This is a genomic window from Bifidobacterium catenulatum DSM 16992 = JCM 1194 = LMG 11043, assembly GCF_001025195.1.
GTDB classification, from domain to species: Bacteria; Actinomycetota; Actinomycetes; order Actinomycetales; family Bifidobacteriaceae; genus Bifidobacterium; species Bifidobacterium catenulatum.
Genome location: NZ_AP012325.1, coordinates 1365418 through 1383397 on the forward strand (window position 1 = coordinate 1365418; position 17980 = coordinate 1383397).

At 55.7% G+C, this 17980-nt stretch carries 13 protein-coding genes; 4 read left to right on the forward strand and 9 right to left on the reverse strand.

The window, feature by feature from the left end; all coding sequences use genetic code 11:
* Positions 1–4: 4 nt before the first annotated feature.
* On the forward strand, positions 5–1249 hold the full coding sequence (locus BBCT_RS05845; protein WP_003834395.1) for an ABC transporter permease: 1245 nt from the start codon (positions 5–7) through the stop codon (positions 1247–1249).
* Positions 1236–2525: an ABC transporter permease gene (locus BBCT_RS05850; protein ID WP_003834394.1), complete on the forward strand. Its 1290-nt coding sequence runs from the start codon at positions 1236–1238 to the stop codon at positions 2523–2525. The genes BBCT_RS05845 and BBCT_RS05850 overlap by 14 nt, the downstream gene beginning before the upstream one ends.
* A 70-nt stretch (positions 2526–2595) precedes the next feature.
* Here BBCT_RS05850 and BBCT_RS05855 read toward each other — a convergent pair whose 3' ends face one another.
* On the reverse strand, positions 2596–3663 hold the full coding sequence (locus BBCT_RS05855; RefSeq protein ID WP_331709045.1) for an AraC family transcriptional regulator: 1068 nt from the start codon (positions 3661–3663) through the stop codon (positions 2596–2598).
* Between the two features lie 177 nt (positions 3664–3840).
* Here BBCT_RS05855 and BBCT_RS05860 point away from each other — a divergent pair, with 177 nt between their 5' ends.
* Together BBCT_RS05860 and BBCT_RS05865 are read left to right on the forward strand one after the other, a co-directional pair.
* Positions 3841–4485, forward strand: coding sequence for a sugar O-acetyltransferase (locus tag BBCT_RS05860; RefSeq protein WP_003834392.1), 645 nt, complete (start codon positions 3841–3843; stop codon positions 4483–4485).
* A 117-nt stretch (positions 4486–4602) separates the two neighbouring features.
* Positions 4603–5982 carry an MATE family efflux transporter gene (locus BBCT_RS05865; protein ID WP_003834391.1) on the forward strand — a complete coding sequence of 460 codons (1380 nt, stop codon included), beginning with the start codon at positions 4603–4605 and terminating at the stop codon, positions 5980–5982.
* An 88-nt stretch (positions 5983–6070) separates the two neighbouring features.
* On the opposite strand, the gene acnA is transcribed toward BBCT_RS05865, so the two are convergent.
* From acnA to BBCT_RS05905, 8 genes are all read right to left on the reverse strand, one after another.
* Entirely contained in the window at positions 6071–8773 is a 2703-nt protein-coding gene (gene acnA, locus BBCT_RS05870; protein ID WP_047750655.1) for an aconitate hydratase AcnA, read from the reverse strand.
* 69 nt (positions 8774–8842) lie between these two features.
* Entirely contained in the window at positions 8843–11329 is a 2487-nt protein-coding gene (locus BBCT_RS05875) for an HAD-IC family P-type ATPase (RefSeq protein WP_033513297.1), read from the reverse strand.
* A 136-nt stretch (positions 11330–11465) separates the two neighbouring features.
* Positions 11466–12047, reverse strand: coding sequence for a type 1 periplasmic-binding domain-containing protein (locus tag BBCT_RS05880; protein ID WP_033513299.1), 582 nt, complete (start codon positions 12045–12047; stop codon positions 11466–11468).
* Between the two features lie 2 nt (positions 12048–12049).
* On the reverse strand, positions 12050–13315 hold the full coding sequence (locus BBCT_RS05885; RefSeq protein WP_003834387.1) for a class I SAM-dependent RNA methyltransferase: 1266 nt from the start codon (positions 13313–13315) through the stop codon (positions 12050–12052).
* Positions 13315–14061 (reverse strand): DUF3159 domain-containing protein, encoded by a 747-nt coding sequence (locus tag BBCT_RS05890; protein ID WP_003834386.1) that lies wholly within the window; start codon positions 14059–14061, stop codon positions 13315–13317. The genes BBCT_RS05885 and BBCT_RS05890 overlap by 1 nt, the downstream gene beginning before the upstream one ends.
* Positions 14062–14087: 26 nt before the next feature.
* A complete protein-coding gene (locus BBCT_RS05895; RefSeq protein WP_033513301.1) occupies positions 14088–14918 on the reverse strand; it encodes a DUF3710 domain-containing protein in 831 nt (276 codons plus the stop codon).
* Positions 14919–15035: 117 nt separating this feature from the next.
* On the reverse strand, positions 15036–15896 hold the full coding sequence (locus tag BBCT_RS05900) for an exodeoxyribonuclease III (RefSeq protein WP_003834384.1): 861 nt from the start codon (positions 15894–15896) through the stop codon (positions 15036–15038).
* Between the two features lie 73 nt (positions 15897–15969).
* Entirely contained in the window at positions 15970–17979 is a 2010-nt protein-coding gene (locus tag BBCT_RS05905) for a dipeptide ABC transporter ATP-binding protein (RefSeq protein WP_003834383.1), read from the reverse strand.
* Position 17980 lies beyond the last annotated feature (1 nt).

Genomic DNA, 17980 nt, shown 5'->3' on the forward strand with positions numbered 1-17980 from the left:
CATTATGCTGCAGACACTGCTGGTCAATCTGAAACTTCATTTCAGGGAAAAGTCGCAACTATTCTGGCTGTTCGCTTTTCCCATCATTCTGGCGACCATGTTCAACGGCATGTTCGGCAATATCGCAGAAAGTTACGAATTGCGCACGATCGATGTCGTCGTGGTCGATAATGACGATTGGCGTGCCTCCCCTGGCGCGCAAACGTTAGTTGACGGCATTTCGTCCGACGCCAACGGCGATTATGAAAAGGCCGATAGTGATGATGGTGCCATGCCGAAGCTCATCACGGCCACGAAAACCAGCTCAGTGCAGGCCGCGAATCAGCTGCTTTCCGATGGGAAGGCGCAAGGCGCGCTATCAGTCGACGGCGAAGGGAAACTGCAGTTGGCCATTTCGCAGGCCATGCAATCGTCCGTCACGGATGTGATGGCATCAAGCGGCAGTTTGGACATTTCCCTGACAGTATTGGGCAATATCGTGGACTTGTACAATCGCAACACCAACGTGGTGGTCAATACCGCGCAGCATAATCCGTCGGCTTTGCTGGACGACGCATTCACCGGCAGTATCGGATCGTCAAGCGGGTTCACGAAAGAAATCCAGTTGACGAATTTCAAACCGAGCAGCACCGCACGCTACTATTACGCGCTGCTTGGCATGGCTGCGATGATGGCCATGAGTTTCGCCGTGAATGCGGTGTCGATGGCGCAGGCGAATCTTTCGGCGCTTGGCATCCGACGTTCCGTCGCTCCCCTGCCGAAATTGCAGCAGTTGCTCGCCGGTTTCCTTTCCAGTTGGATCTGCTCGTTCCTGAGTCTGACTATGGCCATGCTGTACATCCGTTTCGGCTGTCAGATCTCCCTTGGCGGCCGTGAATGGGCAGGTTTGTGCGCATGTTTGATGGCATCGTTCGCCACGAGCGCGTTTGGCACGTTAATCGGCGCATTGCCGGGTATTCCCACAGGTGCCAAGCAGGGATTGTGTACGGCCCTGGCTTGCATCCTTTCACTGTTTTCCGGTTTGTATGGTTCGTTCGCCATGGATCTGAGCGATCAGATAGCGCAGCACGCGCCCATATTAAGCACATTAAATCCGGCACAGCAGGTAACGAACCTGTTCTACGACATTCTGTATTACGACAGTTTCCAGCCGTTCCTCACCACGGTGGGCGTGCTGGCTGCAATGAGCTTGGTCTGGCTTGCTGTGACGACCGTTCTGCTGAGGAGGCAGCGTTATGAACACCTGTAAAGCCGCGATGCGCATTCTCAAGGCGCGCAAATTGTATGTGATCATCTACTTGGTGCTGATCGGCACAATGATGTTCTCCCTCAGCTGGCAGATCATGCGAGGCTCCTCAGCTGCCGGAGCATCGACGTATGAGCCGAAACCAGCCCGCATCGCAGTGATCGACCGTGATAATAACGCTGAGCATGTGACGGAATCGTTGCGTTCCTATCTTGCCTTGGATGGTGAGATAGTCGACATTGACGACGATTCCGTATCATTGCAGCAGGCTGTCGCATCGAATTATGTTGATTTGATCGCGATCGTACCAGAAGGTTTCGCCGAACAGTATTTACAGTACGCGGACGGCTGCACGGATACGCAGCCAACCATCGATACTGTGGTCAGCTATGCTTCCGGGGCTGGATCCCTGGCTCAGCTGGAAGTCAACGAATTCCTTTCTTTGACGCGTACCTCCTATCTTGGTCTGCCGCAATCGCAACGTGAACTCGGCACCGCCATGACAACGGTGTTGAATGTTGCCAACGACGATACGAAACAATCGCATATCGCCGTGGTGCCTTCGTCTTCCAAAGATGAAAACACAGCCACGCTGGGTTCGCCGGTATTCGCGAGCACGATCAAAACCGGCCTGTATCCGCTGCTGCTGGTCATGCCGGTATGCACGTTCTTGGTGGTCAGCACGTTCAACGACAGTGAGATCAGGCGCAGACTCTACTCGTCGCCCGCACGCACGGTATCGTTGGAAGCGCAGCAAATGTTGACATGCGGAGCGTTCGGCCTGCTGGTATGCGTGGCCTACACTGCGGTGACGTTCCTGCTGATGATGTTGGCCAGAGTCTCCCTTGACGGGCTCACCATCATGAATGTCGGACTGTCATTCGTGTCGCTGCTGACTTACACGTTCATGGCGATCGCATGCGGCTTTCTGCTGGGATCGGCAGGCTTCAACGAAATGGCGACGAATGGCTTCGTCAACGTGTTCGCTCTGCTGGTCATGTTCACCTCCGGCATGGCATTTCCTGTGGACATGATGCCGGATCCCATGATCACCATCGGTAAGCTGTTGCCTGGATGGTGGTTCTGCACGTCAATCGATCAGGTGTTCGGCATTGGCACCGCAGCATCCACCGGCGTGAATATCGGACTATGGGCATCATCCATTGGCTTGGTGGCACTGTTCGAAGTGACTTTTATCTGTCTTGGCCTCACTTTTGGACGCATTCGACGCACAAGGCCAACACTCGCCTCCCCCGCTACCACACAACTCGCCAAATAACATAGGCAATCACATATGTCTTCAGCATTGCGCTGATCACGTACCCCGTCGGCCTACCGCAAAAACGCGTTTATCTGCGCATGCTTCTGCGGTAGGCCGATGGCGTAACATGCATATATCGTTGAAACACTCGCGCAAAAAACGACGAACGTGAGAATCCCACCCGCACCGCAATCTCCGCAACCGGCAATTGCGTGGTCGCCAGCAATTCAGCGCCAGCGCGAACGCGCACATCATTCACAAACTCAATCGGCGACTGCCCAACCATGTTGTGAAACAACACCGCGCATTGCGTGCGTCCCACACACCCCGCAGCAGCAATCTGCGCCAACGTAACCCGTTGATGATAATGCTGTTGCACATAATCAATCATGCTGCGCAACGCGGCAATTTTCGCCTCATCAACGCCACCAACATGAGAACCATCCCCTTCTCGTTCCTCCGCAAACGCCGTCAATGCTCGTACCATGGCATAGAAACAACTCAGTACAGTCAACGATTCACTATCGGACCACAGCTTTCTATACAGCATGTCAACCGGTTCGGATGAAACGAATTCAGAAGAAACCGGACCAGACAACGCCGGATGTTCGTTGCATGTCGAACAGCCGAATTTCGCGCGATGGATTCGTCTGATGCCGTCAACCAGCGCATTACCATATTCACTGTCGGCATCGAACACGATATATGGCATTGATGAATCCGTCAGAATCGGCGCTATGAATCGTTCGTATACCGCATTGGGCGCGCCCATTCGCGTGGGATTGAGCAATGTGCATGAGAATTCGCATTCCGCATTGTCTTTGGTGAAACCGTAATGCAGTTGTCGCGAGTTAACGAATATGCCTTGCCCTTCATCGAGGCGGATTGTTTCGCCATTCACGAAATACCACATATGGCCGCGCATAATGTAAGTGAATTCGAAATCGATATGCCAATGGCATTCCGCACGCATGTTCGGATATTGGCTCAATAACGAATGCTCGGTGAATGAGAAGAACATCGGAGCGTCGTATTGCACCATTTCCGCACCATTGGGCAAACGTCCCCATCCAGTGATCGGCATGCATACACAAGAAACGTTCAAACCGCCTGTTGCCGCGCTTTCTGCTTGCGTCACGGTCATGTCGCATGCCATATCATTCACCACTGTATTCCACCATTTCGGTAAATAATGCAAATTCTGGGAACGATAATACAGGCAGATACTGTGTTGCCGGGCAATCGTGCCATTGAATGATATGCGTAAGACCATTATTGACCAGAAGGGGCGTGCGGCATGCTGTCGCACGACTCATAACACAGGAGCATTACCATGGCAGATACTGCAAAGCAGCCAGCGGCAGATGAGTGGGAGCGCATGCTCTCCGGTGAACTGTATGTGGCCGATAGTCCACAACAGCATGCGAATATGCGCAAACGTCGCTTGGTGCAGGCCATCAACACATCCAAGTACGACGCGTTCAAGGAACGTGACGAGCTGTTTCACGAATTGTTCGGTGCCTTTGGAGAAGGCGGATTCGTAGAGCCACCGTTCAATTGCGATTATGGATGCAACACGTTCATCGGCAAGAATTTCTATGCCAATATGGATTGCATTTTCCTTGATGTGGCACGCATCACCATCGGCGACCGCGTTTTTTTCGGACCTCGCGTGAGCCTGTACACGCCGTATCATCCGATTGATGCGGCCGTACGTTCCTCTGGGCCGGAAGGTGCACGCCCGATCACCATCGGCAATGATGTCTGGTTCGGCGGCAATGTGGTGGTCGGTCCCGGCATTACCATCGGTGATGATGTAGTGATCGGCGCGGGATCGGTAGTGGTCAAGGATATCCCTTCACATTCGGTGGCAGTCGGCAATCCATGCCACGTGATCCGTGAGATCACCGATGCCGACCGCGAATATTGGGAAGGCAAGGCAGCGGAATATCACGCTTGGAAGGATTCGATTCAGTAAATCGTTAGTTCACGCACCACAATTTCACTCGGGTACGGGCATTGGCTATCATCGCCCACACCCCATCAATGTATTTCTCGTACATTTCCTACACGCACCAACCATCCTCACATCATCATGCAATCTTCCATCACTTTGCGCGAGTTTCTTCGACAGACGTTGACGCTCGCCCTGCCCATCGCGTTTCAACAACTCATGCTGGCGCTGTCATCGTGCGCCGACACTCTTATGCTGACGAACGTTGGTCAAAACGAGCTGTCGGCAGTGTCTCTTGCCACGCAGTTCCAGTTCATTTTCAGTTTGTGTCTTGCCGCGCTCACGCTTGGCATGAGTATTCTGGTGGCCCAGTATTGGGGTGCGGGCAACACGAATGCCGTCGAACGTGTATTGGCGTTCATCATGCTGTATGCCGGCGGATTGTCGCTGGTGTTTTTCGCATTGACGCTACTCATTCCGGAAACGTTGATGTCGATTATGACGAACGACATAACGCTGATTGCCATCGGCTCACAGTATTTGCGGGTTTCGTCGGTTTCGTACCTGTTCATCGGTTTGTCGCAGATGTATTTGTGTCTGATGAAGAATGTGGGTGCGGCGGTCACCGGAATGACGATAAGCACGGTTGGCGTGATCGTGCATGTTGCGCTGAACGCGGTGCTGATCTATGGTTGGTTCGGTTTACCTGCATTAGGTATTTTCGGTGCGGCAATTTCCACGGTGATTTCCCGAGCCATCGAACTGGTGTGGTCTGTGCTTGTAGCCAGCCGCAATGGTCGCCCACGTTTGCGGTTGTCGATGATGCTGCATCCGGATGTGGTGTTGCAGAAGGATTTTTGGAAGTATAGTCTGCCCGTGCTTGGCAATGAGCTGGTTTGGGGTTGCGGTTTCACCATGTACACCGTGATTATGGGTCATCTTGGTACGGATGCGGTGGCGGCCAATTCCATTGCGAATATCGTCAAGGATCTGTTGGTCTGTTTGAGTCTTGGCCTTGGCAATGCGGGCGGCATTCTTGTCGGTAATCTGCTTGGCCGCAATGCTTTCAATCAGGCGAAGGTTATGGGCGATAGGCTCTGTGTACTGGTGGCGGCAGTTGGCGTTGGAACCGGCCTGTTGATTATCGCGGTACGTCCTTTGGCATTGCAATGGGCGGGATTGACGCCGCAGGCCACGCATTATCTGTCAATTATGCTGTTTATCTGCGCCTATTATGCGGCATGCGGGTGCATGACCAATCTGACTATCGCCGGTATTTTCCCTGCCGGAGGCGATTCCCGGTTCGGACTTGTCTGCGATGCGATCGTTATGTGGCTGATTGTCGTACCGGTCGGTCTGTTGGCGGCTTTCGTGTGGAAGCTGCCGATATTGGCGGTCTATGCTTTGCTGAATACCGACGAATGCATCAAGATGATTCCTGCTTTGCTGCATTATCGAAAGTATCGTTGGGTCAATAATGTGACGAGACAGACCAATTCCGCCGTAGTATCAAACGCATGAAAAACCGGTATCAACAAAGCCCGTGTCATACTGCATTGCATAGTGTGACACGGGCTTTGTTATTTGCTGATCTCAATCATGTGATTATTTATTTCATGAGATTGCGCAGCACATACTGGAGGATGCCTCCGTTGCGGTAGTAGTCGGCCTCACCTGGGGTGTCGATGCGCACGACCGCGTCGAATTCGGTTGCGGAACCGTCTTCGTGGGTGGCAGTGACATGCACTGTCTTCGGAATAATGCCATTGTTGAGTTCTTCAACGCCGGCAATATCGTATGTTTCAGTACCGTCAAGGCCGAGGCTCTCATAGGATTCGCCTGCGGGGAACTGTAACGGCAGCACGCCCATGCCGATCAGGTTCGAACGGTGGATACGTTCGAAGCTTTCGGTGATAACGGCTTTGACGCCCAGCATGACGGTTCCCTTGGCGGCCCAATCACGTGAGGAGCCGGTGCCATATTCCTTACCGGCAAGTACCACCAGAGGCACATCGTGTTCGATGTAGTCTCGGGACGCCTCGAAAATGGTGGTCGGCTTCTGGTCGAGGAAATCGTAGGTGAAACCGCCCGGAGTGACCTCTTCTCCCACGGACGCGAGCAACTGGTTGCGCAGTCGGATATTGCCGAACGTGCCACGTACCATGACCTCATGGTTGCCTCGACGGGAACCATAGGAGTTGAAGTTCTTCGGTTCGACGCCGCGGTCGGTCAGGTATTTGCCAGCAGGACTGGAAGCTTTGAACGCGCCGGCCGGAGAAATATGGTCGGTGGTCACGGAATCACCGAGCAGCGCGAGCACGCGGGCGCCATGAATGTCTTCGACGGGATCCGGAGTGGCCTTCATGCCATCGAAGAACGTCTGCTTACGCACGTAGGTGGAATCCTCATTCCATGCGAACAGTTCGCCTTCAGGAACGTCAAGTCCTTTCCAACGACGGTCGCCTTCGAATACGGAAGCGTAATCCTTCAGGAACATCTCACGGCTGACGGTACCATCCACCACGGAGGCGACTTCGCTATTGGTGGGCCAGATATCCTTCAGATACACATCATTGCCGTCCGAATCCTTGCCAAGCGACTGGGTTTCAAAATCAAAATCCATGGTGCCTGCGAGCGCATAGGCGATGACGAGCGGCGGGGATGCCAGATAGTTCATCTTGACGTCCGGGCTGATGCGGCCTTCGAAATTGCTGTTGCCCGACAGCACTGAGGTGACGGTCAGATCGTTGGCATTGATGGCTTCGGAGATTTCCGGCAGCAGCGGGCCGGAGTTGCCAATGCAGGTGGCGCAGCCGAAACCGACCAGCTGGTAACCGAGCGCGTCGAGATCGTCTTGCAAGCCAGCCGCCTTAAGATAGTCGGCCACAACCTGGGAGCCCGGTGCGAGCGAGGTCTTGACCCACGGCTTGGGCTTCAAACCCTTGGCATGAGCGTTGCGTGCAATCAGGCCGGCTGCGATCATCACGGACGGATTGGACGTATTCGTGCACGAGGTGATGGATGCGATCGCCACATCACCGTTCGTGATGTCGAATTCGCCGCGGAAGTCCGTGGAAACGGCAACCGGCTCCTGCACGGTCTTGTCCGTTTCGTACGCGGGCAATGTTTCGGCGAATTTCGCTTTGGATTCAGACAGTTTGATGCGATCCTGCGGGCGCTTCGGGCCTGCGATCGACGGCACGACAGTACCGAGGTCGAGTTCCAGGTATTCGGAATACTGCGGTTCGACGTAGTTCGGATCGGTGGTGTCGCCCCACAGCTTGTTCGCCTTGGCATACGCTTCGACCAATGCGATCTGGTCTTCGGAACGGCCGGTCAAGCGCAGATAGTCGAGAGTGACGCCGTCGATCGGGAAAATGCCACAGGTGGAGCCGAATTCCGGCCCCATGTTGCCGATGGTGGCACGGTTGGCCAGCGGCACCGAGGCGATGCCGTCACCGTAGAATTCCACGAATTTGCCGACCACACCATGCTGACGAAGCATGTCAGTGATGGTCAGCACCACGTCGGTGGCGGTGACGCCTTCGGGAATGGAACCAATGAGTTTGAAACCGACAACACGCGGCACCAGCATGGAGATCGGCTGGCCAAGCATGGCCGCTTCGGCTTCAATGCCGCCAACGCCCCAGCCGAGCACACCCAAGCCATTGACGGTGGTGGTGTGCGAGTCGGTGCCCACGCAGGAATCAAGGTAGGCAAGAGTCTTGTCACTGTTTTCTTCGACCTTGGTCATGATGACCTTGGCGAGATATTCGATATTGACCTGGTGGATGATACCCGTTCCCGGCGGTACCACGCGGAAGTTCTTGAATGCTTGCTGGCCCCAACGCAGGAACTGGTAACGTTCGCCGTTGCGCTGGTATTCGATGTCCATGTTTTGTTCGACCGCGTCGGCGATGCCGTACTTGTCAATCTGTACGGAATGGTCGATGACCATGTCGGACTGCACCTGCGGGTTGATGACCTCGGGGTCTCCCCCAAGATCCTTGACCGCATCACGCATGGTGGCAAGATCCACAATGCAGGGCACGCCGGTGAAATCCTGCATGACCACGCGGGACGGGGTGAACTGGATCTCATGGCTCGGCTGTGCAGCCGGATCCCAATCCAACAGTGCCTTGACATGATCATCCGTAATGTTGGCGCCATCGATGTTACGTACCAGGTTCTCGACGAGAACCTTCAACGAATACGGCAGATGATCGATGCCCGGCAGATCTGCGATGCGGTAATATTCATAATCCTCGCCGTTCACCTTCAAGGTGTCGAGCTGGTCGTCGCGCACAGACATGCTACCTCCGAGCTTCTTGGCTGTATAACACAGCTGATTATTCGTTGCCTACGATACAGCCAAGTTAATTCAGCTCTGGCGTGTCTTCTTAAAGTATGGGACAATACTCAGAATTTTCGGTACCAAACGCAAACACACCAAGAACACGAGCGCCGAAAGCACCATTGCCACCATCGTCGCAGCCAGCATCTGCCCAGTCGGCACCACCAGCGCGAAGAAATCCGCCACCGGTTTTACGAGCATGCCTCCGAATCCAATTGCGGCAAAGGCCAATACCAATATGCCACGCCAAGAATGCAACGGCTTTGCCACACGCGCAAGCACAAACACTCCCATCATGAGCAGAATAATCGCGTTGACTCCACGCAGCATCGCCAACTGCGCACCCGAATCCTGCACATCCCACTTCATGAATATCGGCAGCAGCCACGACGTGGACAAAATCGACAATCCAACCGCCACACCGCAGGGCACAGCAAAATGCAGCACGCGTTTCAGAAATCCTGGAATATAACGACGCGTGTTCGGTGCCAACGCAAGAATGAACGCCGGAATGCCAATCGTCAATCCGCCCACATATGTGATGTGGCGAGGCAGATACGGAAATGGTATCTGCGTCAACACCACACCCAACGAAATCAGTGCGGAATACACGGTTTTCACGAGGAATAGGCTTGCCACACGTTCCATATTGGCCATAACCTGACGCCCTCGCGCCACCACATCGGGCAGATGTGAAAATTTCGAATCGACAAGCACCACCTGCGCCACGGCCTTGGTGGCGGGAGCAGCATTGCCCATAGCAATACCCAGATCGGCCTCTTTGATGGCGAGCGCGTCGTTCACGCCGTCGCCGGTCATCGCTACCACATGCTCACCCGCATGCAATGCCTCCACGATCGCCTTTTTCTGATCGGGCAGCACACGCCCAAGCACATCCACGTTTTCCAGTACTTGTGCCAGCTCCGTAATGTCGGCAGGCAATTCACGCGCGTCCATGAATCGTGGTTCATGTTCGCCAGTCAGATGCACTTTTCTTGCGATCGCGCCGACGGTTACAGGATTGTCGCCGGAGATGACGCGGCAACGCACACCCTGTTCACGGAACCATGCAAGCGTTTCTTCGGCATCGGCGCGAATATGTTCGGAACAGCACACCAATGCGATAGGGCACGATGCCGGATTGAGTTTTGGATTGGTTTCGTAATCGTCGGGCGCTGCACCGTCAATTCGCGCGACCAGCAGCACACGGTTGCCGTCGTTGGCGAAATCATTGACTTGCTTGAGTATGTCGGCATGGTCGCCATCGATTTGGGAAAGAATGACTTCCGGCGCACCCATCGTCCATACTGCGTTGCCGTCATAGATCGAACTCCACTTGCGCGCCGACGAGAACGGTACTCGTGCCTCGACAGTGCCGTCCACAAATCCCTGTTCCCGTAGTCCAGACAGAATCGCTTGCCCTGTACCGTTGGGCTGCCCTTCGTTCGATAGGTCGAATAGAGCCTGTCTGACGTCATGCTCATTCACGTTACCGCACATAATGCCGGAGCTTCGAATATCCAGCAATTTCACGGAATCAAGTCGGATGGTGCCGTCGGTGACAGTACCGGTTTTGTCAAGGTTCAGGCAATCCACACGAGCGAGAGTCTCCACGGATTCCAACTCCTGCACCAGCGTGTTCTTACGTGCCAAACGAATGGCTGCGAGCGCGAAATTCAGCGAGGTGAGCAACACCAGGCCTTCAGGAATCATACCGACCACACCGGCCACTGCGGAAATGACCGCGGAACGCCATTCGCCGGTTGAAATGGCCACATTCCAGCCGCCAACAGTGCGTGCCTGCGACCAGATGAGCAGTACGCAGAGCGGCACCACCAGGAAGGTCATGAATTTCAGAATCGTGTTGATGCCCTTGTTGAGGTCAGATACGGTTTTCTTGTAGACCTTCGCCTGTGCGGTAAGTTTGGCCGCGTAACTGTGCTCTCCTACGGCGATGACTTTCACCAATGCCATGCCGGAGATGGCGGTGGATCCGGAGAAAATGTCGCAGCCTTCGCCTTTGCGTACGGTCCGTGATTCGCCGGTAAGCATGGATTCATCCAGTTCCAGTCCCCAAGTGTGCACGATCTGCGCATCCGCGGGTACCTGTTCGCCGGAGCGAATCCACATGAGATCACCGAGCACGATATCGTTGTGCGGTACTTCAACGTCTTTGCCGTCGCGATGCACAAGGTAATCGGAGGCCACCAGAATCGATAGTTTGTCAAGCGTACGTTTGGCTTTCAGCTCGGTACAGATGCCGATACCGGTATTGATGATGATAATCAGACCGAACACCGCATCTCTCCACGACCCGGTAATCAGCACCATGACCATGGCGGCGAAAATGATGCCGTTGAACAGGGTGAACACGTTGGCTCGCACAATGTCGACAAGAGAACGCGAGGTCGATGCTTTGACTGTGTTATTCAGTCCGCTTTCTCTGAGGGCAATCACTTCGCCTTGTGTGAGCCCCGTCTCTTCGATGGGAGGCATTGTTCGACTTTCGCTCATAACTGCCAGCCTACCGTCACAGTCCTGTTTTCTGGGCAACTTCTTGTGAAACACAGGTAAAATTCAGGGAATTTTCAGGGTACTCGCCGAGCGCTGATTTGACATCCATCTCGCGTAGGCGGGTCACAGAGCCATGTCAGTGGTCGATTGTAGTCACCAGCATCTCACGGTCGTGGGGATCGTTGTTGGCTACGGCCATGACCGCGTCGTCGAGCGGTGTCGCGTCGGCCATGCGGTCGTTGATGGTCATGGTCGCCGCATAGAGTTTGTTGTCTTCCGGCACGGCGATAGGATTGAGAAGCGCCACTGGAACGCCCGCTTTTCTTGCGGTTTCCAAAGCATCATTCCAGTTTTCGGCATTGACTTCGTTCACGTCGATTCCTGCGACGATAATGAGGTCGGCCTTGCGTTGCACCATGTCACGCACGCCTTGCTGCGCGGTGGATTGCGCGTCCACTGTGCCTGAGACGGTAATGTACACCGGCTTGAGTTTACCGGCTTCCATGGCACCCATTGCCATGGAATCGGCGGTGACATCATCCGATCCAATCATGGCTATGGACAGGCTGTCACGATCCTCCATGGAGTGTGCCACCGCAGTATCGGGAGATTGAGTATCCCCCATCGCGGCATTCGACGGCACGCAACCAGATAGCGCCACGCAAGACAACGCAATCGCAGTCATTCCAAAAAACGCATGACGTGCGAATAACGGCATGCTCACTGCTCGTGCTTTCTGAACAGCGCCACAGTCTCCACATGATGGGTCATGGGGTAAATGTCGAACGCGCGAATATCCGCCAATTCGTAGCCAAGTGACACGAGGGTGGCGGTGTCTCTGGCGAGGCTTGCCGGATCGCATGCGATATAGACCGCGCTTTTCGCTTCGACTTCGGCAATCTGCCTGCACACTTTCGCGCGAGCGCCGGCACGAGGTGGATCAAGCACCACCACATCTGGCTTGGCGAGATCATTGCGTACGTTGGCAAGTGTTTTCGCCACATCGCCCACACGCGCATCGACGTTGCCCAGATGAATATGCCTCAAATTACGTTGCGCGTTCCTTACCGCGGTTTTGCCGCCTTCGACGCTCAACATGCGAGTGCGCTCTGCCGTCAGCGTGGCCAACGGCAGCGTGAACAGACCCGAACCGGAATACAAATCCCACAGGCATGCGGATTTGGCACCGTCAAGCTCGCCTCGTACCAAATCAATCACATGGTTGGTCAAAGCGATCGGCGCATGCCTATGCATCTGCCAGAAACCGCCTGCATCCACGTTGTATTCGAATTCATGGCCGGCAACAGTCACCTTTTCCGTGAGCTCACGGCTTCCAGCAACCACCTCGCCGTTCACAAGCACTGCGTAATTGTCTGAAATCGGCGCATTATCGCGAGGTTCCGGAACGGATAGACGAATCTGGGAACCTGGTTCGAAGCTCCCCTCCCACACATGCTCACGTTCGGCCACTTCCAGCAACGTACGGCTGGCCAACGGCATGGTATCAATCGGAACGCGCACATGCGTGCCTCGACGGCGCATCGACGGACGCCCGTCAACATCAGCGATCATCTCGATACGAGTACGCCAATGCAGACCTTGCTCCGCATCGTCTTCCGGCATACGCTCAATGGGCACTTCCACGTCGACGTGGCCGAGTCGTGCCATCTGTTCGGCCACCGACGTGGCTTTCCACTTCAGTTGCCCGGCAAGCGACACATGCACCAAGTCAGCGCCGCCGACACCACCGCCCATGGCAAGGGGGCCGGCCAACGACCATATTGGATCAGTACGGTCTTCGCTCGCTTCGAGCACTTCCACCACTTCGCCTGTCCAGAAGCGGTCCTCACGATCATGCGGCTCGTCCAATGCGACACGGACCAGTTCTCCGGGCAATGCGAATCGCACGAACACAACACGTCCGTCAATATGACCGACGCAACGACCCTGGTCGGCGTACCGTTCAATGCGGATGGTCGATTCCATCAGTGCTCTTCCCTCATTTCAGTGTTTTGTGCTACCTCAGCATCGCCTTCAGAAGTTTTCTGCACCATCTTATGCCGGTGCATTGGCGTCGCCACGATCAGATACGAAACCCAAATCGCGAGTGCCCAGAACGGAATGCCCATCAGCAGACGCGCCGTTCCCAGCCAGCCGACGTGATTGCCGAGATAGAGCGGCACTTGCACGATCAGACGCAGCGCGAACACGCCGATCCACAGCGCGGTGATGATGGTATAGGCGCGATTGAGCGCCTTGTCACCTCGCCAATCGGCAAGCCAGGCACGAAAATGTTCGGTCGGTAACGTTCTGATGAACTCGATAACCAATCCTAAGCCAGGCACTCGGGCCAGCAGTGAAATCGTCAGCAAAACAACGTAAAAGGCGTTGGTGAGGAATCCGAACATGTAATAGTTACGAGCTTCGTGACTGTTCCATGCCCAAATCAGGCAGATACCTACTGCCAGCAGGCCTGACACCGCTCCCATGACGGACTGTCGTTGGCACAGGCGCACGATCACCTGCAACACGGCCAACGCCGCGGACACGCCGATGGTCAGTTGCAAATTGGACGTGATGACGAACAGCACCACGAACACGACGCCCGGCAGCATCGATTCGATGACGCCTCTCGGACCTCCGATGGCGTCGATCACGGAAAAATCGTCAGTATTACCGGCGTCGGCAAGCGCACCAAGACCGGTTCGTTTTTTCGCTTCAGTTTCAGCCATACGTATTAGCTATCGGTTCAAGTGGCTCAGCGCACTTCGGAGAACATCGGTCCACGAGACAGCGTGGTCTTGACCTCAACCTGCTGGTCGGAGTCGAATGGACCCTTCGGCTTGCCTGGAATCTCAGTCTTCTGCTCAGCCTCTTCCGCAGCGGCCTTTGCCGCCTTGCGTTCAGCTGGAGCGACTGGCGGATGCATGGGAATAAGGTCACGCGGCGCCAACGGATTATCGCCTCGTTCCACCACAATATCGGCGAAGAACTGGTTCAATGCCTTTGCTTCCTCACCCTCAGGATCGGTGGCAGCCTTGCCGGAGAAGATGCCACGTAGCATCCAACGCGGACCGTCGACACCTACGATGCGGGTAAGCACCTTGCGTCCGCCCTTGACGGTAACCGGCAATGCCAGTTCGGTGCCGAACACGCCTTCAACTTCCTTCGCGTCCTTATTGGCTTCAATCAGGTCGGCACGAACGTCATCCCACAATCCGAGCGTCTTCGGGGCCGCGAATGCCTCAATCTCCACGCTGGAGGAACCGTAGGTGATGGTGGTGCCAAGAACCTGCTGGGTGGCACGGTTGGCCTTCACGCGCAATTCAATGCCTTTCAGGAACGGCAGATAATACGATCCCATATCGAGGTACTCATCGTAGTCGGGAACGTTCTCATCTTCCACATCCCACGGACCACGCTCGTCACCGCGGCCCTCGTATTCAGCGGAAGACTCCGGAAGCGCCACGACTTCCTGAGCTTCGTCAACGTTTTCAGCTGCGTCAACAGCCTCTTCGTTTTCTTCGGCGGCCGCTTCAAGAGCTTCCTCGCTCTGATGCTTCTTCTTACCGAATCCAAACAATCCCATGATGTTCCTCATTTCATAACGGTTGCAACCGTGACAAGCCTAGCACCCATGCTTAATATGAGCTGGGAATCGGGGCGTGATATTCCAATTCCCAGTCTGTTCACGGTAAAAGATGGCTTAAATGTCATACATAATGCTGAGCGGCGCATGATCGGACCAGCGCAGGTCGTAGGTCGGAGCCTTATCGATCACGAATCCGCAGGCCGTTTCCGCCAGTTCCGGTGTTGCGAACTGATAGTCGATCCTCCAGCCAACATTGTTGTCGAATGCACGACCGCGCTGGCTCCACCATGTGTACGGCCCTTGGATATCTCCGGCAAGATCACGCATCACATCCACAAACTCCAGTTCTCCCAGCCATTTGTCGACGTATGCGCGCTCTTCGGGGAGAAATCCGGCATGCGTTTCGTTGGCTTTGGCGTTTTTGATGTCGAGCGGCGTGTGTGCGATGTTGAAATCACCGCAGAGCACCGCTTGTTTTCCGCCGTGTGCCGCCTCGTCACGCAACTGTTCCATGCGTGCCAGCATGGTGTCGAGAAAACGGTATTTCTGCTTCATTTTTTCCGGATCATCGGTATTTCCCGCATGCACATACACGCAGGTCACGGTAATGACATAGCCTTGCGGAGTTTGCACATCCGCTTCGATCCAGCGTCCGGAATCGACGTCTTCCTCAAGTCCCGGCAAACCATACCGCTTTTCGACAACAGGCAATGTCGACAGTAAACCGACGCCGGCACGCCCTTTGATACGGCAGATTTCGTTCATGCGATTGAGTTCGCTTTGGTCATCGACGCGTCCGGCGGTCGCGTATTCGAAACCGAATTCGTCGAAGATGGGATCGATTTCGTTTTGGGGGGCACGTACCTCCTGCATGCACCATACGTCCGGCGTGTTTTTCGCAGCCCATTGCTCGATGCCTTTGCGTTTCGCCGCGCGGATTCCATTCACATTCGAAGTCGTGATTGTGATCGTCATAACGTCTTAGAGTAGCCGGAATACAAGAAAACCTCCCTCGGAAGGAGGGAGGTTTTCCAGACGGCGGACGCGATCAGTCGAGTCCGAGCTGCAGCTTGCCGCCCGGGATGGCGTCCAGCAAATCGCGAGTGTACTGCTTCTTCGGATGGTCGAAGACCTCGTCGGTGGTGGCGTGTTCCACCAGCTTACCGTGCTGCATCACCACGACTTCGTCGGCGATCTGGCGTACCACCGCCAGATCATGGGTGATGAACAGGTAGCTCAGTCCCTTTTCCGCCTGCAGGTCGTTGAGCAGGCGAAGCACCTGGTCCTGCACCAGCACGTCCAATGCGGAGACGGCTTCGTCGCAGACGATCACATCCGGGTCGAGGGCCATGGCGCGCGCGATGGCGATGCGCTGCCTTTGGCCGCCGGAAAGCTCGTTCGGGTAACGGCTCATCACCGATTCCGGCAGTTCCACCATGTCGATGAGTTCACGCACTCGCTTGGCACGGCTCTTCTTGTCTCCGATGCCGTGGATGCGCAACGGCTCCTCGATAGACCGGTAGATGGAGTACATGGGGTCGAGCGATCCGTACGGGTTCTGGAATACCGGCTGCACGTGACGTCGGAAGTCAAGCAGCTCCTTGCCTTTGAAGCCGGAGATGTCCCTGCCGTCATAGGTGACGGTGCCGGCGGTTGGTTCGAGCAGCTTCAGCACCATGTTGGCCACGGTGGACTTGCCGGAACCGGATTCGCCGACGATGGCCAGCGTGGTGCCCTTCTTGATGGAGAAGCTCACATCGTCGACCGCCTTGAACATCTCCTTCTTGCGCGGCAGCTTGAATTCCTTGGTCAGATGGTCCACCGTGATGATGGCTTCGCCCTTCTTCAGGGAATCCTCGTTCACCGCGTGTTCCATGACCGCGGTGGCATCGCCGCCATGCTCCTTGACAGAGATAATGCGCTGAGAGGCCAAGGACGGCGCCGCGGCGACCAGACGCTTGGTATACGGATGCTGCGGATGCTGCAGCACTTCCAGGGAAGGACCGGATTCCACAACCTGGCCCTTGTACATGACCACGATGTGCTGGGCGCGTTCCGCGGCCAGACCGAGATCGTGGGTGATGAACAGCACCGCGGTTCCCAGGGAATCGGTCAGCATGTGCAGATGGTCGAGGATCTTCTTCTGCACGGTCACGTCGAGCGCGGAGGTCGGCTCGTCGGCGATGAGCAGTTCCGGACGGCAGGCCAGACCGATGGCGATCAACGCGCGCTGGCGCATGCCGCCGGAGAATTCGTGCGGGAACTGGCGGGCACGGGTGGCGGCGTCAGGCAGGCCGGCCTCGGACAGCAGACCGGCGATGCGGTCGTCCATGGTGGAGCCGACCACATACTTCTTGGCGATGTACCATGCGTCATCGTCCTTCACGCCGGCTTTGATCAGGCCATCAGCCACACGCCAGCGGGTTTCGGATCCCGGAACCCATTCCTCGGCGAACCGGGCCATGATCTTGTCAAGTTCGTCACCGCTCTTGCCGATCTTGACAAGAGCTTCCTTGGCTGCGGCGGTCAGATCAGGCAGTTCCTTGGAGCCGAGGAAGGTCTCGTCGTCATTGCCCTTGAGCTCCACTTCGTCGTCGGCCAAAGCCTTGGCGAATTCGGAACGCTTTTCGTGGTCGATGTCCATGTTGTTGGCCACCAACGCTTCCTTGACCTGGGTGCCGATGCGCCACACCGGGTTCAGGTTGCTCATCGGATCCTGCGGGACAAGACCCATCTTGCTGCCACGGAGCTTGTCGAAGTCCTTCTGCTTGAAGCCGGAAATCTCCTGTCCATCAAGCTTGATGGAGCCGCCGACAACATGGCCGGTTCCCGGAAGCAGGCCAAGCACGGCCATGGCGGAGGTGGACTTGCCGGAACCGGATTCGCCAACGATGGCCACCCACTGACCAGGATACACGCTGAAGGACGAGTTGCGCACGGCATGCACGGCCTTGCCTTCATCAGTGGTGAAGTCGACCTGAAGGTTCTTGACCTCCAACAGCGGCCCGTGGGCGCGCTGCATGGCCTCGAGGTTGTTCTCGGTATTCATTTCAGTCATC